General features: G+C 51.7%; 33 protein-coding genes and 1 other RNA gene. 13 read left to right on the top strand and 21 right to left on the bottom strand.

The features are described 5' to 3' along the window. Positions 1-21: 21 nt before the first annotated feature. The 3 genes from mtgA to ABJV08_RS11810 all read right to left on the bottom strand — a co-directional run bounded on the left by mtgA (position 22) and on the right by ABJV08_RS11810 (position 2,714). Entirely contained in the window at positions 22-690 is a 669-nt protein-coding gene (gene mtgA / locus ABJV08_RS11820; protein ID WP_348038108.1) for a monofunctional biosynthetic peptidoglycan transglycosylase, read from the bottom strand. An 82-nt stretch (positions 691-772) separates the two neighbouring features. Beyond that, entirely contained in the window at positions 773-1,684 is a 912-nt protein-coding gene (gene rpoH, locus ABJV08_RS11815) for an RNA polymerase sigma factor RpoH (RefSeq protein WP_348038110.1), read from the bottom strand. Positions 1,685-1,760: 76 nt separating this feature from the next. Continuing rightward, positions 1,761-2,714: an RluA family pseudouridine synthase gene (locus ABJV08_RS11810; RefSeq protein ID WP_348038224.1), complete on the bottom strand. Its 954-nt coding sequence runs from the start codon at positions 2,712-2,714 to the stop codon at positions 1,761-1,763. Between the two features lie 7 nt (positions 2,715-2,721). On the opposite strand from ABJV08_RS11810, the gene ABJV08_RS11805 reads away from it, so the two are divergent. The 6 genes from ABJV08_RS11805 to ABJV08_RS11780 all read left to right on the top strand — a co-directional run bounded on the left by ABJV08_RS11805 (position 2,722) and on the right by ABJV08_RS11780 (position 7,183). Beyond that, on the top strand, positions 2,722-3,162 hold the full coding sequence (locus ABJV08_RS11805) for a M67 family metallopeptidase (protein ID WP_348115249.1): 441 nt from the start codon (positions 2,722-2,724) through the stop codon (positions 3,160-3,162). A gap of 26 nt (positions 3,163-3,188) precedes the next feature. Further along, the gene (locus ABJV08_RS11800; RefSeq protein ID WP_348038114.1) at positions 3,189-3,830 is read left to right on the top strand and encodes a histidine phosphotransferase family protein; all 642 of its coding nucleotides are present in this window, start codon (positions 3,189-3,191) and stop codon (positions 3,828-3,830) included. A gap of 19 nt (positions 3,831-3,849) precedes the next feature. Beyond that, positions 3,850-4,542, top strand: coding sequence for an N-acetylmuramoyl-L-alanine amidase (locus ABJV08_RS11795; RefSeq protein ID WP_348038116.1), 693 nt, complete (start codon positions 3,850-3,852; stop codon positions 4,540-4,542). A 6-nt stretch (positions 4,543-4,548) separates the two neighbouring features. Then, an RNA gene (gene rnpB, locus ABJV08_RS11790) (RNase P RNA component class A) lies at positions 4,549-4,906 on the top strand. 46 nt (positions 4,907-4,952) lie between these two features. After that, positions 4,953-6,596: a caspase family protein gene (locus tag ABJV08_RS11785; RefSeq protein WP_348038118.1), complete on the top strand. Its 1,644-nt coding sequence runs from the start codon at positions 4,953-4,955 to the stop codon at positions 6,594-6,596. 50 nt (positions 6,597-6,646) lie between these two features. After that, positions 6,647-7,183 carry a DnaJ domain-containing protein gene (locus tag ABJV08_RS11780; RefSeq protein WP_348038120.1) on the top strand — a complete coding sequence of 179 codons (537 nt, stop codon included), beginning with the start codon at positions 6,647-6,649 and terminating at the stop codon, positions 7,181-7,183. On the opposite strand, the gene ABJV08_RS11775 is transcribed toward ABJV08_RS11780, so the two are convergent. From ABJV08_RS11775 to ABJV08_RS11720, 12 genes are all read right to left on the bottom strand, one after another. Then, positions 7,180-7,587 (bottom strand): hypothetical protein, encoded by a 408-nt coding sequence (locus ABJV08_RS11775; protein WP_348038122.1) that lies wholly within the window; start codon positions 7,585-7,587, stop codon positions 7,180-7,182. The two genes, ABJV08_RS11780 and ABJV08_RS11775, sit on opposite strands and share 4 nt — an antisense overlap. Before the next feature lie 2 nt (positions 7,588-7,589). After that, on the bottom strand, positions 7,590-7,991 hold the full coding sequence (locus tag ABJV08_RS11770) for a SufE family protein (protein ID WP_348038124.1): 402 nt from the start codon (positions 7,989-7,991) through the stop codon (positions 7,590-7,592). Positions 7,992-8,051: 60 nt separating this feature from the next. Next, positions 8,052-8,282 (bottom strand): hypothetical protein, encoded by a 231-nt coding sequence (locus ABJV08_RS11765; RefSeq protein ID WP_348038126.1) that lies wholly within the window; start codon positions 8,280-8,282, stop codon positions 8,052-8,054. Positions 8,283-8,312: 30 nt separating this feature from the next. Continuing rightward, a complete protein-coding gene (locus ABJV08_RS11760) occupies positions 8,313-8,573 on the bottom strand; it encodes a hypothetical protein (protein ID WP_348038128.1) in 261 nt (86 codons plus the stop codon). Between the two features lie 33 nt (positions 8,574-8,606). Next, entirely contained in the window at positions 8,607-8,861 is a 255-nt protein-coding gene (locus tag ABJV08_RS11755; RefSeq protein WP_348038130.1) for a hypothetical protein, read from the bottom strand. Beyond that, complete coding sequence (locus tag ABJV08_RS11750) at positions 8,861-9,145, bottom strand: hypothetical protein (protein ID WP_348038132.1); 285 nt, start codon at positions 9,143-9,145, stop codon at positions 8,861-8,863. Before ABJV08_RS11750 ends, ABJV08_RS11755 begins: the two co-directional genes overlap by 1 nt. An 11-nt stretch (positions 9,146-9,156) precedes the next feature. Then, on the bottom strand, positions 9,157-9,486 hold the full coding sequence (locus tag ABJV08_RS11745; RefSeq protein ID WP_348038134.1) for a hypothetical protein: 330 nt from the start codon (positions 9,484-9,486) through the stop codon (positions 9,157-9,159). Beyond that, complete coding sequence (locus ABJV08_RS11740) at positions 9,486-9,785, bottom strand: hypothetical protein (protein WP_348038136.1); 300 nt, start codon at positions 9,783-9,785, stop codon at positions 9,486-9,488. The genes ABJV08_RS11745 and ABJV08_RS11740 overlap by 1 nt, the downstream gene beginning before the upstream one ends. Before the next feature lie 23 nt (positions 9,786-9,808). Next, positions 9,809-10,192: an envelope stress response membrane protein PspC gene (gene pspC / locus ABJV08_RS11735; RefSeq protein ID WP_348038138.1), complete on the bottom strand. Its 384-nt coding sequence runs from the start codon at positions 10,190-10,192 to the stop codon at positions 9,809-9,811. After that, positions 10,189-10,497 carry an envelope stress response membrane protein PspB gene (gene pspB / locus ABJV08_RS11730; RefSeq protein ID WP_348038140.1) on the bottom strand — a complete coding sequence of 103 codons (309 nt, stop codon included), beginning with the start codon at positions 10,495-10,497 and terminating at the stop codon, positions 10,189-10,191. The genes pspC and pspB overlap by 4 nt, the downstream gene beginning before the upstream one ends. Then, complete coding sequence (pspA, locus tag ABJV08_RS11725; RefSeq protein ID WP_348038226.1) at positions 10,497-11,171, bottom strand: phage shock protein PspA; 675 nt, start codon at positions 11,169-11,171, stop codon at positions 10,497-10,499. Before pspA ends, pspB begins: the two co-directional genes overlap by 1 nt. 149 nt (positions 11,172-11,320) lie before the next feature. Further along, positions 11,321-11,497: a hypothetical protein gene (locus ABJV08_RS11720; RefSeq protein WP_348038142.1), complete on the bottom strand. Its 177-nt coding sequence runs from the start codon at positions 11,495-11,497 to the stop codon at positions 11,321-11,323. Between the two features lie 161 nt (positions 11,498-11,658). Between ABJV08_RS11720 and pspF the strand changes: the two genes are divergently transcribed. Next, a complete protein-coding gene (gene pspF / locus ABJV08_RS11715; protein WP_348038144.1) occupies positions 11,659-12,705 on the top strand; it encodes a phage shock protein operon transcriptional activator in 1,047 nt (348 codons plus the stop codon). Between the two features lie 45 nt (positions 12,706-12,750). On the opposite strand, the gene ABJV08_RS11710 is transcribed toward pspF, so the two are convergent. Then, positions 12,751-13,314 carry a urate hydroxylase PuuD gene (locus tag ABJV08_RS11710; protein WP_348038146.1) on the bottom strand — a complete coding sequence of 188 codons (564 nt, stop codon included), beginning with the start codon at positions 13,312-13,314 and terminating at the stop codon, positions 12,751-12,753. 184 nt (positions 13,315-13,498) lie between these two features. Between ABJV08_RS11710 and ABJV08_RS11705 the strand changes: the two genes are divergently transcribed. After that, the gene (locus ABJV08_RS11705; RefSeq protein WP_348038148.1) at positions 13,499-14,104 is read left to right on the top strand and encodes a superoxide dismutase; all 606 of its coding nucleotides are present in this window, start codon (positions 13,499-13,501) and stop codon (positions 14,102-14,104) included. A 13-nt stretch (positions 14,105-14,117) separates the two neighbouring features. Here the strand turns inward: ABJV08_RS11705 and ABJV08_RS11700 are convergent, their stop codons facing one another. The 5 genes from ABJV08_RS11700 to ABJV08_RS11680 all read right to left on the bottom strand — a co-directional run bounded on the left by ABJV08_RS11700 (position 14,118) and on the right by ABJV08_RS11680 (position 19,435). Then, positions 14,118-14,756, bottom strand: a complete 639-nt coding sequence (locus ABJV08_RS11700; RefSeq protein ID WP_348038150.1) for an inner membrane-spanning protein YciB — start codon at positions 14,754-14,756, stop codon at positions 14,118-14,120. Then, on the bottom strand, positions 14,753-15,682 hold the full coding sequence (gene ftsY / locus ABJV08_RS11695) for a signal recognition particle-docking protein FtsY (protein WP_348038152.1): 930 nt from the start codon (positions 15,680-15,682) through the stop codon (positions 14,753-14,755). The genes ABJV08_RS11700 and ftsY overlap by 4 nt, the downstream gene beginning before the upstream one ends. Further along, positions 15,679-16,944, bottom strand: coding sequence for a tRNA (N(6)-L-threonylcarbamoyladenosine(37)-C(2))-methylthiotransferase MtaB (gene mtaB, locus ABJV08_RS11690; protein WP_348038154.1), 1,266 nt, complete (start codon positions 16,942-16,944; stop codon positions 15,679-15,681). The genes ftsY and mtaB overlap by 4 nt, the downstream gene beginning before the upstream one ends. After that, on the bottom strand, positions 16,941-17,747 hold the full coding sequence (gene dapF, locus ABJV08_RS11685; protein ID WP_348038155.1) for a diaminopimelate epimerase: 807 nt from the start codon (positions 17,745-17,747) through the stop codon (positions 16,941-16,943). The genes mtaB and dapF overlap by 4 nt, the downstream gene beginning before the upstream one ends. 71 nt (positions 17,748-17,818) lie before the next feature. After that, the gene (locus tag ABJV08_RS11680) at positions 17,819-19,435 is read right to left on the bottom strand and encodes an EAL domain-containing protein (protein ID WP_348038157.1); all 1,617 of its coding nucleotides are present in this window, start codon (positions 19,433-19,435) and stop codon (positions 17,819-17,821) included. Positions 19,436-19,727: 292 nt separating this feature from the next. On the opposite strand from ABJV08_RS11680, the gene ffh reads away from it, so the two are divergent. The 5 genes from ffh to trmD are packed head-to-tail and all read left to right on the top strand — an operon-like array spanning position 19,728 to position 23,298. Continuing rightward, a complete protein-coding gene (gene ffh / locus ABJV08_RS11675; protein WP_348038159.1) occupies positions 19,728-21,191 on the top strand; it encodes a signal recognition particle protein in 1,464 nt (487 codons plus the stop codon). A gap of 45 nt (positions 21,192-21,236) precedes the next feature. Beyond that, the gene (gene rpsP, locus ABJV08_RS11670; RefSeq protein ID WP_348038161.1) at positions 21,237-21,767 is read left to right on the top strand and encodes a 30S ribosomal protein S16; all 531 of its coding nucleotides are present in this window, start codon (positions 21,237-21,239) and stop codon (positions 21,765-21,767) included. Between the two features lie 3 nt (positions 21,768-21,770). Then, a complete protein-coding gene (rimM, locus tag ABJV08_RS11665; protein WP_348038163.1) occupies positions 21,771-22,259 on the top strand; it encodes a ribosome maturation factor RimM in 489 nt (162 codons plus the stop codon). Continuing rightward, positions 22,256-22,546 (top strand): hypothetical protein, encoded by a 291-nt coding sequence (locus ABJV08_RS11660; protein ID WP_348038164.1) that lies wholly within the window; start codon positions 22,256-22,258, stop codon positions 22,544-22,546. The genes rimM and ABJV08_RS11660 overlap by 4 nt, the downstream gene beginning before the upstream one ends. Beyond that, positions 22,543-23,298 carry a tRNA (guanosine(37)-N1)-methyltransferase TrmD gene (trmD, locus tag ABJV08_RS11655; protein WP_348038165.1) on the top strand — a complete coding sequence of 252 codons (756 nt, stop codon included), beginning with the start codon at positions 22,543-22,545 and terminating at the stop codon, positions 23,296-23,298. The genes ABJV08_RS11660 and trmD overlap by 4 nt, the downstream gene beginning before the upstream one ends. The last annotated feature ends 1 nt before the right edge of the window (position 23,299 follow it).

Raw genomic sequence — 23,299 nt, 5'->3', positions numbered from 1 at the left:
TGCGGACGGCCAGTCCAGACGTCATTTATAGATACAGCTGTCCAGCTTATCCCGCTTGACCACATTGATCCGGGCAGCAATCGTGTTGCCATAGCGGCGGGTAAAGCCGCTGGCGCCGATTACAGCTCGTTTCTTGGGCAGGGGCAGGGCCGCCGCGATGCGCGCGGCTTCTATTCTGGTTAGATCTTGCGCATCTTTTTTGAAATAACGCTGTGCACCTGCCTGAACACCATAAGTGCCAATGCCCGTCTCGGCGATATTGAGATAGACTTCCATGATCCGTTTCTTGCTCCAGATGGTTTCGACCAGGAATGTGAAATAGGCTTCTAGTCCTTTGCGAAAGAAGCCCCCGCCTTGCCAGAGGAACGCATTTTTGGAGACCTGCTGAGAGATGGTCGAGCCACCTCTTATCCGGCCGCCTTTGGCATTTTTTTCGAATGCCTTCTGAATAGCCTCAGTATCGAACCCATTATGGTTACAAAATTTGCTATCCTCGGCTGCTATGACGGCCCGCGCCATATTGGGAGATATAGCGTCGAAACTCGTCCAGTCTTTGGTGATGCTATTCTCGTCCATGATCATGGTCGCAGTAATGGGGGGAGGAACGATGGCATAAAGCCCGACCCACGCCACGGTGATCAATATGAAATATATTCCAAATTTGAAGAGAAATTTGATGGCCCGCATCATGGCAATCTAAATGCAAAACGCCCCGAAAACAAATCATGTTTCGGGGCGTTTTATCAAATAGATTTAGCGTGAGCTTTGAGAATCAACTCGTTGTAAGAAGCTGTTTTTCACCGGCGATGCGAAGCATTGCTTTTTGCAGTTTTTCAAATGCGCGCACCTCGATTTGACGAATGCGTTCGCGGCTCACTTCATAGACCTTGCTGAGATCTTCGAGAGTTTTTGGATCCTCAGACAAGCGGCGCTCAGCCAGGATGTGCTGTTCACGCTCGTTGAGCGAGCCCATGGCTTCTGTCAGCATTTCGTGACGAAAATCGGCTTCCTGTGCTGCAGCGATGGATTCATCGTGCAGCGGGCCATCATCCTCCAAAATATCCTGCCATTGGCCACCATCACCATCTTCCGAAGAAAGTGTGACGTTTAGCGACGCATCGCCGCCCATTGACATGCGGCGGTTCATATTGACCACTTCATGTTCGGCGACACCGAGGTCGGTAGAGATTTTCTGAACGTCTTCCGGCGATAAATCACCATCTTCGAAGGCATCGAGATTGTTTTTCATCCGGCGCAGGTTGAAGAAAAGCTTCTTCTGTGCGGCGGTGGTCCCCATTTTTACGAGGCTCCAGCTTCGCAGCACATATTCCTGAATTGACGCGCGGATCCACCACATTGCGTAGGTCGCGAGGCGGAATCCCCTATCGGGTTCAAATTTTTTGACGCCTTGCATCAGGCCGACATTGCCTTCGGAAATCAAATCCGAGACCGGCAGGCCATAACCGCGAAAGCCCATCGCGATTTTCGCGACGAGTCGCAGATGCGACGTGACCAGCTGGGCTGCAGCTTCCTGATCTTTATGTTCAGAATAGCGTTTCGCCAGCATATATTCTTGTTCGGGTTTCAAAAGCGGAAATTTGCGAACTTCCGAGAGATACCGGTTCAGGCTTGCGTCCCCCCCTAAAGCAGGGATTTTTGCCGGAACGTTGCTACCATTAGCCATATTAGTTCCTTCTAAGGTTGTGCCGCCGGGCCTCATCAAGCACCCTTTGGTCAAAAGCATATATAAGATGTGTTCCTTATATACGCAACTTCATGAATAGTTCCTGCATATCGTCCGGAAAACCAATAGAAAACATCACTTTTTCGCCCGATATGGGGTGAACAAATCCAAGACTACCAGCATGGAGCGCTTGGCGTCCAAATTGAATATCTTTTCGCCGGGAAAGCAATGATTTTCGACGAGCGCCATAGAGCGGGTCGCCGATCAAGCTATGACCGATATGAGTCATGTGGACACGCACCTGATGGGTGCGACCCGTTTCCAGCGTACATTCGACCAAAGCAGACCCATCGAGGGTTTCTTTGACCGTATAATGGGTCATGGCTGTCTTGCCTTTGTCGTCGCCTACAACGGCCATTTTCTTGCGATTGACGTTGCTGCGTCCGATATTGCCCTCGATCGTAGCAGAAGGCGGATTGGGACGGCCGTTGACGATAGCCAGATAGCGACGCTCTATGTCATGCTCTGCGAACAGTGCGCTAAGACCTTGGTGCGCGGCATCGGTCTTGGCGGCCACCATCAATCCGGATGTGTCTTTGTCGATCCGGTGGACAATACCGGGGCGGGTCACACCGCCGATACCGGACAATTCTCCGCTGCAATGGTGAAGCAGGGCGTTTACCAGCGTGCCATCCGGATGCCCGGCGGCGGGATGGACGACCATACCGGGCGGTTTATTGATAATGATCAGATGGGTATCTTCAAAAATCACTTCCAGAGGAATATCTTGGGCCAGCGCTGGTCCTTCAATCGGTTCCGGTATGGTGAGCTCAAACGTCTTGCCTGCGAGTTTTTTGGCTGACGGGTCGGTGAAGGGAGCGCCATCAATAATCAGGTGCCCTCCCGAAATAAGTGCCTTCACCCGTTCGCGCGAAAGGCCATCCACTGCTTCGGTCAGAGCAGCATCCAGGCGTTGTTTTTTTTCTGAAACCGGTAAAATTCCGGATATTGTAGATTGCTCCGCATTCATCGCGTAGATGTGGGCCATGCAAGTCTTTATATCAAGCGCCATGTTAGCGGAAATCCAGCGGTTGGCTCTGGCAGATGCGGCGCAGGAAATTTGCGGCATTTTATTCGGCCTGAATGGAAGGGTGAGTTCCTATCGAGCGACGCAAAATGTTGCGCGGGACCCACGTCGTCATTTCGAGATCGACCCGGCAAGCTTGATCGCCGCAGAGAAGAAGCAGCGTAGCGGTGGCGTGAATATACTGGGCTATTATCATTCCCATCCTACCGGCACCGTGCACCCTTCTAAAACGGATGCGCAGAGCGCCGCACCGGATGGACGGATCTGGTTGATTGTGAATGGTCAGGATGCAGCAGCATGGCGGGCTGTCGATGAGGGAAAGAATTATGGCCGGTTTGACGCAATCGAGCTTGATTGCTTTGATGCAAAAGGCCAGATAGCAGCGGAATAGAAATCACAGTTTGAAGGCGCATCTATATGTCGAATAATGAAGTTGATCTGGCGGCCTTGCTTTGTTCGAAGATATGCCACGATTTGCTGAGTCCGGTGGGAGCAATCAACAACGGGCTGGAATTGTTGGAAGACGAGACTGATCCGGTGATGCGCGACCGTTGCATGGATCTATTGGCAGACAGCGCAAGAGTTTCTGCGGATAAGTTAAAATATTTTCGACTGGCATTTGGCGCTGCGGGTGGATTTGGAGACAATGTCGATCCAGCCGAAGCGCGACAACTGATTGAGTCTTTGATCGGGGATTCCGGGAAAATCACACTGGGTTGGGCATTGCAGGGCGAAGCACTGCCAAAAAAGGCGATTAAAATCCTCCTCAATCTGGCGCTCATTGCTAAAGAAGCGCTCGTCAGAGGTGGCAGCCTCGAAGTCGGTGCAGAGCAGGGCGACCAGGGCATTGAAGTTGTCGTCCGGGCAGAAGGCGCTAAAATCGCGCTCGATGATGGCATAAGGACTGCTTTGGATGGTACAATTGACCAAATTGATCTGAGCGCACGCACGGCAGCGGCGTGGATGACCCGTGAACTGGCGTTAAAAAATGGTGGGGATCTAAGGATTTCTCCGCCATCTGGGACAGAGTTGCTTTTGGGTGCTATTGTCACCGCCTGAGCAGGCAAAGGATTTTTCTATGGACGTGATTTTGACGCCGTCCCCCAATTATGACGAGCGTAGTCTGCCGGTCAGCATACTTGTGATGCACTATACCGGGATGAAGGATGCTGCTTCGGCCATAAACTGGTTGGCTAACCCGGAGGCCAAGGTGTCGGCCCATTATGTGGTAACCGAAGATGGCCAAATCGTCCAAATGGTCGACGAAGAAAAGCGCGCATGGCACGCAGGGCGCGGGTCCTGGCGCGGTATTACCGATGTGAATAGTGCGAGCGTAGGAATCGAAATCGTCAACCCTGGTCATGAATGGGGCTATGTGCCGTTCCCGGAAGAACAAATGGTATCGGTAACCCAGCTCGCTCATGAAATAGTGCAGCGGCACAATATTCTGCCAGCCAACGTCATTGGCCATAGTGATTTGGCTCCGGCACGAAAGCAGGACCCCGGCGAATTGTTCGATTGGGAACGATTGGCCGATCACGGTATCGCACTGAAAAAACCGACGGAGAAACAGGGAGACCCGCCTTGGTCGGACCTTGGTTTCATGCGAGCTTTGGAACGCTATGGTTATGACATTGTGAACCAAAAAGCTGCCGTTATCGCTTTTCAACGGCGGTTTCGGCAAAAAACAGTCGATGGCGAGATTGATGCCGAGTGCCGTTCGCTGCTTTTGTCTTTAATGTTGGACAGAGAGCGCGGAATCACTAAATAGAGCGCACCAGAGGGTCGGCCAGCCGCGGCATTTATGTCGAGGAAAGTCCGGGCTCCACGATTAGAAGGTGCCGGATAACGTCCGGCGGGGGTAACCCTAGGGAAAGTGCAACAGAAAGAAGGTCGCGACGATTTCGATCACGTGACAATGAAAGGGTGCGGTAAAAGCGCACCGCGGGACTGGCAACAGGCCTGGCATGGTAAACCCCACCTGGAGCAAAACCAAATAGGGGCGGCTTATGGCTTTTTCGGCTTGCTGCCCGGGTTGGTTGCTTGAGCCACGTAGCAATACATGGCCCAGATGAATGGCTGGCTATTCCGTTTCGACGGATGGACAGAACCCGGCTTACAGACCCTCTGGTATTTTCGAATTGATCATTGAACATTGGGCTATCAGTGATAGGCTGTCGCATGAAAAATTTTTGGCTCAGCTGCCTAGTTCTTGTCTGCCTGTTCGGGTTTGATCATCCCGCCGACGCGAAATGCGCTTCCGCACAAGGGGAACGGGGCGTTGCGCTGCTCATCGGTATTAGCGCTTATGATGACCTTAACTGGCCTGCTTTGGCGAATGCGGTCAATGATATTGATCATGTCTGTACGGCCTTTGTAAAAGCGGGTTTTGAGATTATTGACGTACGCGATGCGAACATTGCAGAGTTGAATAGTGCGACCCAGGTTTTTGCCGCCAAAGCAGCAAAGGCCGATAGCGCTGTGGTCTATTATGCCGGACATGGTTTCGAATATAATGGCCGCAATTTTATGGTACCGGTAGACGCGCCGGCTTTTGCGTCCAAAGATGAACTGGATACCGAGTTTCTGCCGCTTGAAAAGATGCTGGAGGCGGCATCAAAGGCCAAAAATTTCAACCTTTTTTTTATGGATGCTTGTCGGACGTCAGACCCAATCGTGCGGCTCAAAGATGAAAGTAGCGACGATCCGGATGGCGGCATTTCGCCAATGGGATTGCTCGAGATGACTCAAGGTGCCGTGTTCTATTCGACCGCTAAAGGAAAGCCCGCTTTGGATGCAGCCCCAGTGGATTCCAAAACCAGCCCCTTTGCCAAAGCAATCGCGAGCAAGCTTGCCATTCCCGGTCTGGAGCTATCCGATTATTTCAAGGTCGTATCGAGAGAAGTTTATACCAATACCAGGAAGCTTGATCTGGGTCCGCAGCAACCGTTCCACTATGGTAGCTGGTTTGAGGATTTCTATCTCAACGAGCCAATAGATATGTCTGATGATCCGGATCGGGCATCTTCTGTTCCAGTCGCATCACCAATCGACATTCCTATGGACCGGTTGGCCATTGAGGACGAGACCATATTGGTAGGGGAAATTCTCGATACTATGGGTGTCGCCGATTTGACTCAACTTGCGACCAAAGGCGATCCTCTGGCGCAATCGTTCCTAGGATATATGTATCATCTCGGGGTCGGTGTCCGCAAAGACCTAAAGATTTCATTGGGCTGGCTTGAAAAGTCAGCGGCGCAAGGCCACCCTGCTGGACAGACTGAACTCGCCTGGTATTTTCAAGAAAACGAACCGGATAAAGCAAGCCGCACATTGGAACTCTATTTGCTCGCGGCGGCTCAAGGATATGCCAAAGCGCAATCCCACCTGGGCTTTGCTCTTTGGGAAGGAAAGTTTGGTATCACCGATAAAAAGCGGGCGATCGAGCTTTTTGATGCCGCGTCCGATCGGGGGCATCCCTATGCAACTTATGCTCTGGGCATCTATGGAAAGCAGTTCAAACAATCCATGGAAAAGCTTCGGCTATTGGCTGATGACGGAAATGTTGAAGGCAATAACTGGATATGTGAACTGCAATATCAACGCGGACAGGCGGACAAGGTGGCCAAGGATTGTTCGCTTGCTGCGAGGGGCGGATATGCCGGTGCAAGGGCGATCTGGGCGCAGCTTCATGATCGCGGACAGGGCGTTCCCAAGTCGCCAAGTTCGGCGCGATATTGGGCCACACTTGCAAACAGTCAACCCGAGCTTGAGCAACGTCCGGATCTCGAACGTGCCAACACAAATATTTTGTCCCGCAATTAGCGCGTCGAAGAGGCTGGTAGTTAGCGGCAGTATTTGATAGAGGCATTATCATGCCCAAAGCAAAACGATCAGACAATTGGGGCTTCCCACGTTGGGGAAGCTACGAAAGCTCGCGTGAAGCGCAGCAGGTCAAAATCTGTGACCGTCATGGTTGCGACGAAGCGGGAAGCTGCCCAGCTCCAAAATCTCCCAACAGTCCGGAACGCTGGCATTTTTGCCAAACGCACGCGGCCGAATATAATCGCGGGTGGGACTATTTCGAAGGGCTCGACAAGGAAGAGCGCAAAAAGCGTGAAGCCGATGAACAGCGTGATGCTGATGCTTATCAAGAGGCCGCTCATTATAGCTGGATGGGCTCTGGTGATGGCAGTCGTTCGCGTGATGAAATGACGGCGTTGGAGATTTTTGATCTGACGCCCGATGTTGATTTTGATGCGGTGAAAAAAGCGTGGCGTTCGATGGCCAAAGAATATCATCCTGACGTCAATCCGGGTGATGAAGATGCGGCCAAGAAATTCCAGGCTGCACAGGCTGCCTTTGATGTGCTTCGCATCGCCGAAGAACGGCGTGTCTGGAAACCCGTTTAGTTTTTTGTCGGTGAAAGCCTGCCGGCTATTCTCTGGGCTTCTTCTTCTGTGAAACCACCTGATATCTGCACTTCATTGTCAGGTATAATCTCGACCAATATTGGCGAAGAAATGATTTTTGCATCAAACTTAATTGTCAGTGGTTTTCCAACCATATCGCGTTGCAGCTTTTGAAATTTCATTTCACCGGATTCTGAGAATATCAAAGCGATGAAATAACGTCCGGGGTTATATTTTTCCGATCCGGGATATGCTTTTATCAAATCATCAGTAGAGAATGAGATATCATTGATTGAGAGGCCAGAGTGAACTTGTTTTTGTTCCATGTCCAAAGTCGATGTTGATTGGCAGGAAGCTAGCGACAAAATGCTCAAGCCAAGGCCAATAGCGATGCCGGTTCTCATTCCTAGAATCTCTCGGCTGTCTGCCGTATCAGTGAGATCATGTTGGGAATGCCCTGGGTGCGATTGGAGCTGAGTTGATTTTTTAGATCAAAAGGCTCCAATACGGCGGTGATGTCCGTTGCTTTGATATGGTCTGCCGTCTGATCCTGAACGGTTTCCAGCACAAGCGCGATAATGCCTTTGGTGATTGCCGCATTGCTATCGGCTAGAAAATGCAGCCGACCGTCATCCAATTTGGTGGGATAAACCCAGACAGAAGCAGAGCAACCACGAACCAGCGTCGCATCGGTTTTGAGCGCATCGGGCATCGCATCAAGCTCTTTGCCGAGATCGATAAGCAGCCGATAGCGATCATCGGGCTCCAGGAATTCATATTCTTCGATTAGATCGTCAATTTTGCTCATGCGAAGCGCGCTAGCAGGGCAGGGGATAGACGTCATCCCCTTTTGAAATGGAGATTGGTTTTAAAGCTCTACGCCCGCGGCGATTGCTTCCAGATTGCGGATGCGTTCTTTAAGATCCGCAACTTCAATCCGCGACGTCGCTGTAGGCGGATTATTCTCGCGCAGTTGCTCGAGTTCACGAGATTTTAACGCGATCCAGTCACGCCATCCGCGCAAGGCGACCAGTGACAAAACGGTAAGGCCAATGAGCGAAAAGGCCGCGGTGATCATATAAAAAGCAGGTTCTTGCATCTTGCTTGTCCTTATACTTTCCGGACCGTGTTACCGGTCTCGCAATTTTTCAATCTCATCTTCGAGTTCGCGCGCACCGCGACCATCAGTGGCAATCTTCTCCAGCACGGCGACGCGCTCTTTCAGATAGGTCACTTCTTCTTTGAGGCGCCCAGAATCTGGATCGCTCGTAATCATGGCATTTCCATCCTTGTCTTCGGCAATGCCATTTTGCGCCCGGAATCTCGTGCTCAGTACTTTCCCGATTGTTATTACGATGATGATGGCAACAACCATTTCAAACGGATTCATTCAATCACTCCCTTCAAACCTTTTGGCGTTTGTTTAGCGGTCTCGCAGCTGCTCAATTTCATTCTCGAGTTGCTTGGTGCTGTGCCCGTCGGTCGTAATCTGTTCCAGCACGGCGACACGGTCTTTGAGATATTTCATCTCTTCACGCATACGTTCGGTATCGGCATCGTGGGTTGTGGGCAGCTCCCCCCGCATCTTGACCATTTTGCGTTGGTGACCGGTCCAGATGGCAAAGCCAGCAACGGCAAATGCTCCAAATGGTATGAGTAGGGCGATAATACCTTCCATCAATTCAATTCCTTCGTTTCTGAGGCGCCGCGTAAATCTTCAATTTGCATGGAAACATCAAAGCCCTTGTCGGTTATGATCCGTTCCAAAACCCGAACGCGCTGTTCCAGTTTTTCGCTATGCGCTACATATTGCGCTGCTTTTTCAGCCGTTTCGTGGCTCACGGCTTCAAGCTGCTTGGTTTTAAACTTCAGTCGCTCTTTGTAGATATGGCTTGCAACGCCAAGCGTCACTGGCAGTCCGACAACAATCAGGAAGAACGTTATGATCTCATTCGGTCCCATTGCGCGTTCCTTCAGTTGGTGCGCTTGTCGCGAAGCTGTTCGATTTCCTGGGTCAAGCGATGGCTGTCATCAGTGACAATCCGTTCAACATTGCCCAGACGGTCCTTCATCGATCCAATTTCGGCACGCAGTTCTGCATTTTCATTGGTCAGCAATTTGACTCTTTCGACGGCTTCCTGATCGGTCTTGGGATAGACGGACTTTCCCCATTGGTTTTCTAGCGGGTAGCCGTTTTTGATCCGCAACCAGGTGGTGAGAACCCAACCGACAGTGATTGCGACACATCCGACCGCTAAAAACGGAACAAGTTCAACAAGGATGGATACTTTATCCGGGCTCATCAATTTTTCTCCCTTAAGGCTTCAATTTCGTCCGCGGTTCGTTTCGCGGGGTCTGTGGCAATCCGTTCGAGCACTTGCAGGCGTTCCTGTAAGCGGTCTATCTTGCCCACCAACTCTTCATTCTCGTTGGATAGCAGTTCGATCTTACGTTGCTCGTCCGGACTGTTTTTTGGTGTTGTACCGCCCCATTCATTCTCCAGTTCGTAGCCGTGTTTGGCTCTGATCCAGTTGTTGATGATCCATCCTCCGGTGCTGATAGCGATGATGGCGATGACAACTTCAGGGCTTCCCCAATCCATATTCAGTCTCCCTCTTCAAGCGCTCAGCGCAGATTTTCAATCTCGTTCGACAGCGTTGTGTTCTTGCTGGTGTAGTAAAGTTCCATATCGGCCAGCTTGCGATCGATTTCCCGAAAGCGGGATTTGATATCGCGGCTCGTGCGGCGCGGCGATTGGCGGACACCTTGCCAGAATTTCGCGTCTTCCGGATCGCTGAGATACAGGCCCACGGGTTTTGGGTCGGATATCTTCGCAGCCACCCAGTAAGCCACAAGGGTCCAAGGGAAGGCGAAGGTGACTGTCGCTACGATCGCAGCGAGGCGAACCCAAGCGACATTAATCCCAGTATAGTCAGCGATCCCGGCACAGACACCGCTCCATTTTGCGCGTTTCTTGTCGAGATAGAATTTGGTGCGAGAAGAGGTCATGAAGTTGTCCTTTCCTTTTTCAGAAGCTCGTCAAAATTTTCGAGCGTCGGGGCGGGGGTCGCGGTTGGTGCCGGAAGGGCGGATTGCCGCCAATCAGGATTGTCTGCAGCCATTATCCGCTCAATGGTGTCCATTCTGTCGTCAAGACGGCGCGCCATGTGGTGCAATTCTTCCAACAGATTTTCGTCTTCGTTGGTGATTGTCGCTGCGGTTTTCCATTTAGTCACATAGTGGAAAATCAACCAGGGGAGACCGATGAACAATGTTCCCATGACGATGGGAATGATGATGAGTTCTTCCTGCATTATGCGTCACCTTTTTTCATAGCTGCCTTCATGGCTTCCAATTCTTCATCAACCTTTTCACTGGATTCCAGCGCGGCGATCTGACTTTCCAGACTTTGCGGTTCTCCGCCCATTCCTAGTGAGTCAGCACGGCCTTCAGCAAAATCGACCTGGCGTTCAAGATATTCAAAGCGGGAAAAGGCGTCATGGACCTTCTCGCCATTGTACATTTCACGCAGTTTTACGCGGTTTTCAGCGCTCTCAAGGCGATTGACCAGGCTGCTCTGACGCGAGCGGGCTTCCTGCAGTTTCTTCTGCAATTTGGCGATGTCGCCTTCTGAAGCGCGGAGCGCGTCATCGAGGACCTGAATCTCTGCTTTCAATTCATTCGACATATCAGCGGCTTTCCGACGCTCGACCAATGCGGCTTTTGCAAGATCTTCGCGATCCTTGGAGAGGGCGAGTTGGGCTTTCTCGCTCCAGTCTTCGGTCAAATGGTCGAGCTTGTCGATGTGACGGCGCATTTCCTTTTGATCGGCGATGGTCCGGGCGGCGGAAGCGCGTACCTCGACAAGCGTTTCTTCCATTTCCAAAATGATCATGCGGATCATTTTTGATGGGTCTTCGGCTTTGTCCAGCATGTCCGTGACGTTGGCGGCGATGATGTCTCGCGTTCTTGAAAAAATACCTGCCATGTACATACTCCGGTTTCGTCTTTGATTGGGTTTGAACTTGTTAGAGCCTGTGCTCCAGTCTTGTTCTACATCATCTTGTTGAATTTCAAAAGGTGGCCGGGACTTAACTTCGGCAAGGGGGAAAGAAGTGGTCCCGGCCAATTTGTCTGTCATGCCCGATAACCTGAGTTACCGAAGACAACAGAAGGGGAAGCGTTCTGGCTATTGGCCATTGTGCCTTCAGCCTGTGCGGGGCCGACTGCGCTGATCAAAATCGTCATGCTAAAGAGCAGAACTGAGATAACCGCTGAAATATCGGTACGGCTCATTTTGTTCAATGCGGGCATATTGTCCTCCAGATGATGATGTGTTTCGTATATGAAACCTACGTTGCAGAAGCCGTGCCAACTTATATAAAGCATTGATATTAATAGGAAATGTGCTTTTTCTTCGAAGAGAGGTATGGTATTATTTGCTATTTAGTGGGAATTACCACTATATGTTGGGCATGGAACGCGAAGGTCAATTTGTTGGGGAGTCGGGGGCTTTTCTAGACGCAGTGGAAAAGGCCAGTCGCGCGGCACCGCTGGACCGTCCCGTCCTTGTTGTTGGCGAACGCGGTACCGGTAAGGAGCTGATCGCAGAACGGCTTCACCGCCTAAGTTTGCGCTGGGACGGGCCGTTCATCACCCTTAATTGTGCTGCCATGCCGGAAACGCTGATCGAGGCGGAGCTATTCGGTCACGAAGCAGGCGCCTTTACGGGCGCAACAAAGGCGCGGGTAGGGCGGTTTGAAGAGGCGGATGGAGGAACTTTGTTCCTCGATGAATTGGGAACGCTATCAACGGGCGCCCAAGAGCGCCTGTTGCGCGCCGTCGAATATGGGGAAATTACTAGAATTGGTTCATCCCGACCCCAGCGTGTGGATGTGCGTATCGTTGCTGCGACCAATGCAGATCTGCCCAAAATGGCTGATGAAAATAAGTTTCGTGCTGATTTGCTCGATCGATTGTCATTTGAAGTTGTTACATTACCACCATTGCGAGTTCGGGAAGGCGATATCCCGGTGCTGACCGACTATTTCGGCAGACGAATGGCTGCCGAACTGGAATGGCCAGCCTGGCCCGGCTTTGGTCGCTTAGCATCAGAGGCGCTGAACCGCCATGACTGGCCAGGCAACGTCCGTGAGTTGCGCAATGTCATAGAACGCGCCGTCTATCAGTGGAATGACCATTCGATGCCGGTAGATCATGTTGTTTTCGATCCTTTTGCTTCCCCGTGGAAACCAAAAGAGGCGAAGGACACGTCTGCGCCGGAAGCAGAGGTCAATCCTGTCTCAGACGCTCCTACGGCGCAAAATGAAGTGGCTGCGACGGAGCCGCTATTCAACGATGTTGACGATATGAAAGAAGCGGTAGAAGCCTATGAGAAGCGGATTTTGGAATCTGCGTTGGCCAAATCGCGTTACAATCAGCGACAGACCGCCAAAGCACTGAACCTAACTTATGATCAGCTGCGCCATTCTCTCAAGCGACATGATCTCTTAGGGTCATAAAAAAGGGGCCCTGAGGCCCCTTTTTCTATTCATGGACATCGGGGCTTAGCCACCGTTGAAACTGATCATTGTGTAGAACATTGGCAGAGAGAGCAGGGTGTTCGTCCGCGATGCCATCATCGCCATTTTCCCTGCTGCAGCCTTTGCATCCGCATCAGCTTCAACAATGCCTAGAACCTTCTTCTGGTTTGGCCAAATGATGAACCATACGTTGGCCGCCATGATGATTGCAATCCACATGCCGACACCGATCATCCGGTAAGGTCCTTGCAGAACCATCGCCTGGTGAACATAGCCGGAAAGATAGGCAACGAGCAGGCCGGTGATGACCGTAAACAATGCTGCCCAACGGAAATAGAAGAGTGCTGCCGGAGCGATATGCTTGGAAACTGCCGGTTTTGCTTCGTCCGGAATGTTAGGCATTTGCGGAACCTGAACAAAGTTGAAATAATAGAGCAGGCCAATCCACAAAACGCCGAAGAACAAATGAGCCCAACGCATTACAGAATTGGCTGTCACTTCGCCGGGATGCAGTCCGAGCATCACGGCAACGGTCAGCAGCAAGCTGACAATCATCACCGCATTTAGATTTCCAAAAAACTTCGCCATTATTCTTCCCCCAACAATCATATTTGTTATTACAGCTTAACATTATGTCGACGCTTTCAGGATGTCACGAAAAAATGGACTTTTTTGGCAAGGAAGCATCGGCAATGGGGCAATCATCCCTATATGTTCCAAACTATCGGCGTATCTGCGCGCCACTATCTCGAAAAAATGGAAAATGAATAATATGGCTTTTGAACTTCCCCCTCTCCCCTACGCAAAATCGTCTTTTGGAGATCTGATCTCTGAAGAAACATTCAACTATCATCATGGCAAGCATCACAATGCCTATGTTAGCAAGACCAATGCCGCGATTGCCGGCACGGATCATGAGAAGAAAACGCTGTCGGAAATCATTGTCGAAGCCGATGGCGGACTGTTTAACAATGCTGCCCAGGTTTGGAATCACAGCTTCTATTGGCTGTGTCTCTCGCCCGAGAGAAAAGATATGCCGGCTGAGTTGAAAAGCCGTCTCGAAGCGGCCTTTGGTTCCATCGATGAGTTCAAGACCCAGTTTAAAGCCGAGGCTACCGGTCACTTTGCCAGCGGTTGGGCATGGCTGGTTATGGACGGCGATGATCTAAAAATCACATCATATCATGATGCCGATTCACCGGTGGCGCACGGCGTGAAGCCATTGCTGACGCTCGATGTTTGGGAACATGCATATTATCTGGATTATCAGAATGCCCGTCCCGACTATGTCTCGGCTTTGCTGGACAATGCAATCGACTGGGAATTTGTCGCGCTGAACCTGGATGGTAAGGGCATCAGTCGTGCCGACCAAGGCTAGAATAGTCCTATAATTATGCCGCGTCCTGGTCTTCAGGGCGCGGCTCTTCTTCGACTGCAAATCCATGTTTCATCAGCATCGGTATATTGGCGATCGCAAAGAGAAACGATATCACGGTCATTCCCCAAACTTTGATGGTGAGCCACCAATCGAAACTCAGTGTCGCAACCATTAATTCGTTCAATGCAGCCATGGACAAGAAAAATATCCCCCAATTGCGTGACAGCTTCAACCAACCTTCATCGCTCAAACCCTCGAATGCGGCCTGCAAAAGGCTCTTTAACATAGCCTTGCCACGCAAAAGGCCGCCGAATAATATGAGCGCAAATCCGGTGTAGATGATTGTCGGTTTATGCTGGATGAAACGGGGATCATTAAAATAGATGGTGAGGGCGCCAAAGCCCAAAATCAAAATAGCGGACATCCACATCATCGGTGAAATTTTGCCAAGCTTCCATTTTGAAATGATCATGGCGATGACAATCGCAACCATGAAAGCGCCGGTGCCATAGATGGCCGCGGTGATCGGATTGCCTTCTGGCGCCCCAAATTTATAGACGAGGAAGAATATCAGCAGCGGTCCGAAATCAAGAGCAAAGCTCAGGCCGCGCGGTTCCTTTGGGTCTTCTTCGATTGCTATATTCTCAGTCATTTCTCTATCCCGGCTATGGCGGCTGCCAAATCTTCGGCCTTGAACGGCTTTAAGTCTTCGATGGTTTCTCCGATACCAATAGCATGGATTGGCAAACCAAATTGCTTCGCAGCAGCCACCAGGACGCCACCACGAGCCGTGCCATCAAGTTTCGTCATGATAATGCCGGTGACCTTTGCGACTTCCTGAAAAACCTCTATCTGAGATAGCGCATTTTGCCCGGTTGTCGCATCGAGAACCAGAACCACATTATGCGGAGCTTCCGGATTTAGCCGCCCCAATACCCTGCGGATTTTATCCAGCTCGTCCATCAACTCGGAGCGGTTTTGCAGACGTCCGGCGGTATCCACGATCAAGACGTCAATACCCGTCGCCGTGCCTTGCTTTACGCCCTCATATACTATGCTGGCGCTGTCTCCACCTTGTGGGCCGCTGATGATCGGAACGCCGAGTCTTTCAGCCCAGATTTTGAGCTGGCCGATAGCCGCTGCCCGAAATGTGTCGCCTGCTGCAAGCATCACGCCATAATCTTGTTCTTGAAAGAGATGCGCAAGCTTAGCAATCGTTGTGGTTTTGCCTGAACCGTTGACGCCGATGACCAAAATGACTTGTGGGCGCGGAAAGGCGTCGATTTCTAATGGAATGGCAACAGGCTCTAAAATCTCGGTGATTTCGCGTTGGATAATCTCTTTAACGGCAAGCTCGCTCAGGCCTTTTTCAAAACGTTCAACTGCCAGTTTTTCTCGAATAGCGGCGGCGGCTGCCGGACCAAGGTCTGACATGATGAGCGCATCTTCGATGTCATCCAGCGTGGCTTCATCCAGCTTCGCCTTGGTTACTAGGCCCGCAAGATTTTCAGTTAGTCGCGAAGATGTCTTGCTGAAGCCGCCAAACAGACGATCCTTCCAACTGTTTTTTTCGGTCACGCTGCCACCCTGCCAATCAATTGCTTGTCTTGTACGCCCATTATTTCCACCGGAACAATCTGACCTTTGCTTGCAGAATTGTCCAAAAGAACCCGTGCAAAATTTGGAGAATATCCTGCATCGCCCGAAATTTCAGCGAGCACTTCTTGTCGGGATCCCACGAGAGATTGACGCCATTCCATTGCCCGTTGCGCAACAGTCTCGCGCAAGGATTTGGCTCTTTGTCTTATCACTTGTCCGTCAACTTGCGGCATTTTAGCCGCCGGTGTGCCTTGTTTCGGCGAATATGGAAATATATGCCCATGAACAACATCGCATTTTGCGATTATCGACTGGCTATTGGCAAACATCTCATCTGTTTCCGTCGGAAACCCTGCTATGATATCGGCACCAACGGCTATTTCGGGTCGTTTTGCTTTCAGCCTTTCTACGAGAGAAATCGCCTGGTCACGGCTGTGACGCCGCTTCATGCGTTTCAAAATCATATCGTCGCCAGACTGAAGTGACAGGTGGACATGCGGCATGATCCGGGCCTCTCCTGTCAGTAGTTCAAACAAACGATCATCAATTTCGATTCCGTCCAGCGAAGAAAGCCTTAGCCGCGGCAGTTTAGGGACATGTTTTATAATACGCTCCACCAGCATCCCTAGCGTGGGCTCTCCGGGCAGATCAGGGCCATAGCTGGTGACATCCACGCCAGTCAAAACAACCTCTTGAAAGCCTTTGTCGACCAAAGCCTGAACCTGATCGACGACGATGCCAGCCGGAACAGACCTGCTGTTGCCGCGGCCAAAAGGGATGATGCAAAATGTACAGCGATGATCACAGCCGTTTTGAATCTCGACAAAGGCCCGTGACCGATCCGCAAAAGCACTGATCATATGAGGCGCAGTTTCGGTGACCCGCATGATATCGGAAACGCGGATGTCTGGCCGATTGCTTTGCAAACCAAGCTTAAAATTGGCAGCGTCATATTTGTCGAAATTGCCAACCACCGCGCTGGTTTCGGGCATGGTTGAAAACATCTCGGGCTCAACCTGCGCAGCACAACCGGTTACGATGATTTTCTTTTCGGGATTGTCTTTCTTGGCCCGACGAATGGCCTGGCGGGTTTGCCGGACCGCTTCGTTGGTCACGGCACAACTGTTGACGATGATGAGATTATCGCCATCAATATTGTTGGCGACTAGATTTTGTTGCAGGGTTTCGCTTTCGGCAATGTTGAGCCGGCATCCCATGCTGATCATCTTCGGTGCGCTCATCCGAATTGATCCCAATCGGCTTCGCCGGCAAATACATAGGTCGTCGGGCCTTGCATTTGAATGGCTTGGTCTTCGTGCCAGGAAATAGTCAGCGAACCACCAGGCAAGCTCACCTGAACGGGACTGTTGACCAGGCCGCGCTTGATGGCCGCAACGGCAGTGGCGCAGGCACCGGTACCGCAGGCTCTGGTCAAGCCGACACCGCGCTCCCAGACGCGCAATTGGATGGCACCATCTTCAATATGTGCGACATTCACATTCACTTTTTCCGGAAACAAAGGGTCCACTTCGATCATCGGGCCAAGCCGGTCTAACGGCACACTCGCGCTATTCTCCACGAAGAAAACAACATGTGGGTTACCGACATTAACGGCAGAGGGGTTTTGCAAATCTTCCCAGCCCAACGGCATGGTGAGCGTATCCATGGCATAAGCCAGGGGAATGGATTGCCAATCGAACTGGGGAATTCCCATGTCGACGATGGCGCCATCGGCAGTTGCATTGCCAATAATAATACCGCCGTCGGTCTCGATCCGGGTTTCATCGCCAATGAGCTTGGCGACGCATCTGCTCGCATTGCCACAGGATTCGACTTCACTTCCGTCCGCATTGAATATTTGCATCCTGACGTCGGCGATGTCGGAAGGTCTCAGGATGATGAGTTGGTCGCAGCCAATCCCGTTGTTCCTATTTGCAATGGCTGCCGCCTTTGCACTGGTCAGTTCCAACCCATGCACGCGCGCGTCGATTATGACAAAATCATTGCCCAATCCGTGCATTTTATGAAAGCGTCCCGTCGTCATGTCTGGCGATTTAGGGATGCCGTTGGCGGGAGTCCAGCAATTCGGCTAACGATTGCCGGTTGTTGCTGGAACTAAGCCGTTTTCTGTGCGGGAATTTCGTCCGCCGTGGATGGAACGTCTTCCTCTGTGTCCGCGGAAGGAAGCAAATTGCGTTCTAGCAAAGTCTTTCGTGTCTGAACGACGGAAAGCGGCCTGCCATAATGCCAGCCCTGACCTTTGGCGCAGCCAAGGTTGCGCAACTCGGTCTCTGTATCTTTGTCTTCAATGCCTTCCGCCGTGATCGGCATGTCGAGGCTTTCACCCAGTCCTGTAATGGCTTTCACAATAGCTTTGCTCTCCGGATTCTGAAGAATGGATGTCACGAAGCTACGGTCGATCTTGATTCGATCAAAGGGCAGGGCGCGCAGATGCGCAAGAGAACTATAGCCTGTGCCGAAATCATCGAGCGCGATCTTGATGCCCTGATTTTTCAAGCTGCCAACAATAGATTGCGCAAGACTTAGATTTTCAAACAATGAACTCTCGGTAATTTCGATTTCGAGACGATTGGGTGGAAAACCGGTCTCTACAAGCAATTTGACGATCTTTTGAGCAAGCCAAGGGTCCAACAGCTGGATCGGAGAAATGTTCACCGATATAGTCAGGCTGCTGTCCCAATTTTTGGCATCATCAAAGGCCTGCCGCATGATGCTGATGGAAAGGTCGCCAATCATGCCGGTTTCTTCGGCAATGGGAATGAATACTTCAGGAGAAATAAGGCCCTGCGAGGGAGATTCCCAACGGGCGAGCATTTCAAAGCCCGTGAGTTTGCCGGTCGCTAGATCGACCTGTTGCTCATAATAAGGAACGAATTCGCCCTTCGGAATGCCAGCGCGCATGCCGGTTTCAAGCAAGCTGCGGGTTTGCAGTTCCTGCTCCATATTGGCATCAAACCAGCAATGGCGATTGCGGCCCTGTTTCTTAGAGCTGTACATTGCAATGTCAGCCCGACGCATAAGGACGTCGACGCCCTCGGATTCAAAATCATAGCGTGACATGCCAATCGAGGTGGTAACAACAAGCTGCGTGCCATTTTCGACAATCGGTGATGCTATTGAATCAATGAGATCATCAGCGATCCGGTCAACCATTTCCGGTTGTTCCGGATCGAAAATAAAGGCGCAGGCAAACTCGTCACCACCAAGTCGCGCTAGCAGGCTATTGGGCGGTACAAGTTTAGAAATCCGTTCGGCGACTTGTTTCAAGACAATGTCACCGGCGCTGTGACCGTGCATATCGTTGACATTTTTGAAATTGTCGAGATCCAGCATCAGGAACGCGATGCTCTTTTGCTTCCGTTGGGCATTGCTGATCATATCAGCGGTTTTTTCACCAATGGTGCGGCGATTGAGAAAACCGGTGAGGGGATCGGTTGCAGCTAATGAATGGGCCAGTTCCTCTGCGATCGCCCGTTCTTCAACTTCCTTAGAGAGGTCTTTATAACGTCGCCAGCCAAACAAGATCAGTGCAATGTTCAACAAAAATGCTGAAACCAGCATATTGTCACTGCCACCGGCCTTGCCGGACAGAACAGCAATCGCATCGGTGACGACGGTGCTGCCGGTGCCGACAAACATTAGAATTGCCAAAATGACAATGATACCGGTAATGGCGTCACGCCCGGCAGATAGCTTATATCCGCTCTTCATTGACTTGAGGTGTTTATCGGCTGCTGGTCGAGCCATGATTGTTATCCCGTTGTTTAGCGCAGCCTTTTGCCTCAGCACTCCTCAATTTCTGGTTAACATGAATTTATTTATGATGAAGTCTGGGCTTGCGATATCTGGCAAACTCAACTATTAGGCCGCCAACAACGGCAATGATTGCATTGCCAATTCAGTTAAGAGTTCGAAAAACTCACACGTCGGTCAGCGAGGTTTCGCCCACCGGCGTTTTTTGCGTTGGCTGGAAAACTGGCTGTTTTGAAGGGAAGGCGGAAACATGTTTGATAAGTTAAGCGACCGCCTTGGCGGAGTTTTTGACAAGCTACGCGGCCGCGGCGCGTTAAGAGAAGAAGATGTTCGTGGTGCGATGCGGGAAGTGCGGATTGCATTGCTCGAAGCCGATGTGGCGCTACCCGTCGTCAAAGATTTTGTTGAGAAAGTAACTGAAAAGGCCGTTGGTCAATCGGTTCTGAAATCTGTGACGCCTGGTCAGCAAGTCGTGAAAATCGTCAACGACGGTATTGCCGAAATGCTCGGCTCTGAGGTTAGCGGGCTTGAATTGTCAGTTGCGCCCCCTGCCATCATCATGATGGTTGGTCTTCAAGGCTCTGGTAAAACAACCACGACTGCCAAGATCGCCAAGCGGCTGAAAGACAGAGATAATAAGAAGGTCATGATGGCCTCGCTCGACGTCAACCGTCCGGCAGCGCAAGAGCAATTGGCCGTATTGGGCGAACAGATTGATGCCGCCAGCTTGCCTATTGTAGAAGGGCAGCAGCCGGTCGAAATCGCCAAACGTGCGTTACAAGCTGCAAAATTGCAGGGTTTTGACGTGTTGATGCTGGATACCGCCGGACGGCTCCACGTCGATCAGCAGTTGATGGATGAGATGAAGGCTGTTGCCGATATCTCAAAACCCCAGGAAATCCTTTTGGTTGTCGATGCGTTGACTGGTCAGGATGCCGTCAATGTCGCTCAGAATTTCTCCGATCAGGTAGATCTTAGCGGCGTCGTGCTTACCCGTATGGATGGTGACGCCCGCGGTGGTGCGGCCTTGTCAATGCGTGCAGTTACCGGCAAGCCGATAAAATTTGTCGGCGTCGGCGAAAAGATCGATGCGCTGGAAGAATTCCATCCGGAACGGGTTGCTGGCCGAATATTGGGCATGGGCGATGTCGTCAGTCTGGTCGAAAAAGCCTCACAGGTCGTCGACAAGGAAGAATCCGAAGCCCTCGCCGAGAAAATGCTCAAGGGGCAGTTTGATCTTAACGATCTGCGGTCGCAATTGCGGCAAATGACCCAGATGGGCGGCCTCGGTGCACTGGCGTCGATGATGCCGGGTATGAAAAAGGCCAAGGCAGCAATGGCTGGCGGAGCGATGGACGACAAAGTGCTGCTTCGTATGGATGCGATCATTGGCTCCATGACCAAAGAAGAACGCGGACGGCCTGGCCTCCTCAATGCCAAACGCAAACGGCGGGTTGCCATTGGTTCCGGTACGACCGTGCAGGACGTCAACAAGCTGCTCAAAATGCATCAGGAAATGGCCAAAGCGATGAAGCGCATCAAGAAGATGGGTGGAATCAAAGGACTTATGTCTATGTTTGGCGGCGGTGGTGGAGCCGCAGGAGCTGGCATGGGCGGTCAAGATGGCGGCATGTCTGGCATGCCCGGTCTTCCCGACATGTCTCCTGGCGGTCTTCCACCTGATCTCGCAAATTTATTGAACAAGAAGAAATAATCGTAACAAATTGAATTTTTAGAATTTTTAGAAAGGTTTATTACAATGGCAGTAGCAATTAGAATGTCCCGGGGCGGATCCAAGAAACGCCCTTATTACAGAATCGTTATCGCTGACGTTCGTGCGCCTCGCGACGGTAAGTTCATCGAAAGGATCGGCAGCTACAACCCGCTTCTCGCAAAAGATGACGAAAAGCGTGTTGTGCTTGATACCGAGCGTGCGAAACATTGGCTCGATATGGGCGCTCAGCCTTCTGATCGTGTAGCCCGTTTCCTTGACGCCGCTGGTTTGGTGAAGCGTGAAGCGCGCAACAATCCGAACAAAGCCAAGCCAGGCGAGAAAGCCACCGAGCGTTTGGAAGAGAAAGCTGAAAAAGCGGCTGCTGCCGAAGAAGCCGCTAAGGAAGCTGCTGCGGCTCCGGCTGAAGAAGCTCCGGCTGAAACACCAGCGGAAGAAGCACCGGCTGCTGAGGAAGCTGCTCCTGAAGCGGCTGCAGAAGCACCTGAAGCCGAAGCGGCTCCAGCCGAAGAAGCCAAAGCGGACGAAGCGCCTGCTGAAGAAAAGTCAGAGGGTTAATCCTTGGACACGGTTGATCCGGACAAGCCCGTCCCCCTTGCCGTCATTATTGGCGCGCATGGGGTGACCGGGGAAGTCCGGCTCAAGCTGTTCTGCGAGGGGCTCGATAGCCTCAAGCGACATAAGTCATTCAACGGTGGCGCCTTGACGCTGAAATCCGTGAAGCCCCATAAAATGGGTGCGATTGCGCGGATACCGGAAATCACCGACCGCAATGGCGCTGAAGCCGCCCGCGGCACCGAACTCACTATTCCCCGGTCCGCCTTGCCGGAGCTGGATTCAGACGAATTCTACCATATTGATATCATTGGTCTTCGCTGTGTCTCCGATGCAGGCGAAGAACTGGGCAAGATATTTGCGATCTACGAATTTGGCGCGGGCGACGTGATCGAGATTGAGCGTGCCAGCGGCAAGAAGTTCATGGTGCCGGTCATCGCGATCGACATGCGCAATGACCCTGCCATTGTGGAAGCGGAGTTTGTAGAAGAATGATCGCTCCGATATTCTTTATCGCGTTGATTGTGTTGTTGGTTGCGCTTCCGGCTTTTGCCGGTTGGTCGCTGAGCCAGAAATATGATCAGCATATCCGGATGCTCTGCACAATATTGTTGGGACAGATGATCCTGACGCCGGGTATGGTGCTGATCGCCTTTTCTGATAGCCGGGCGATGGACGAAAATCCGGTAAAAACCGTACTAGTTTATGCCGGGATGGCACTTGTGATCTCTATTATGACCTTTGCTATTCTGGAGATTAGGAAAACGCGGAAGCGTAAATGACCTTCCATGCGCAAATCCTGACCCTTTATCCGGAGATGTTCCCCGGACCGCTCGGCACATCGCTAGCGGGCAGGGCGCTGGCGGAAGGGAAATGGGCATGCGACACTATCAACCCTCGGGAATTTGCGACCGACAAGCACCGCAGCGTCGACGACACGCCTGCGGGCGGCGGGGCAGGTATGGTTTTGCGGGCTGACGTCATGGCGGCGGCGGTCGATCATGCTCTGGAACGAATGGCTGTCAGTGCACCAGCCGCGCCAATTCTCGCAATGACACCTCGCGGAAAACCGCTGACACAGGCTCGAGTCCGCGAAATTGCATCCGGTCCCGGCGCTACCATAATCTGCGGCCGCTTCGAAGGATTTGACGAACGTTTGTTCGATGCCCGCGAAATCGAACAAGTCTCCATCGGCGATTATGTTCTATCCGGCGGAGAAATGGGCGCATTGGTGCTTTTAGACGCTTGCATTCGCCTGCTTCCCGGGGTAATGGGCGCGACTTCTAGCGGAGATGACGAGAGTTTCGAACACGGAATACTCGAATATCCGCAGTATACCCGGCCTCAGAAATGGGAAGGGCGTATTATCCCTGAAGTCTTGCGATCGGGGGATCATGCGAAAATAGCTGCTTGGCGGAAACAAAGGGCAGAGGAAGATACACGGCTAAGGCGGCCGGATTTATGGGAGCGTCACAGGGACGGTCCGGATCAGTCGCCCTCTGGTGCGCAGGAAAAAGATAAAGATAAGGAATAGG

Source organism: Parasphingorhabdus sp., assembly GCF_039982395.1.
GTDB lineage: Bacteria > Pseudomonadota > Alphaproteobacteria > Sphingomonadales > Sphingomonadaceae > Parasphingorhabdus.
This window is presented reverse-complemented; position numbering and strand designations above follow the sequence as displayed.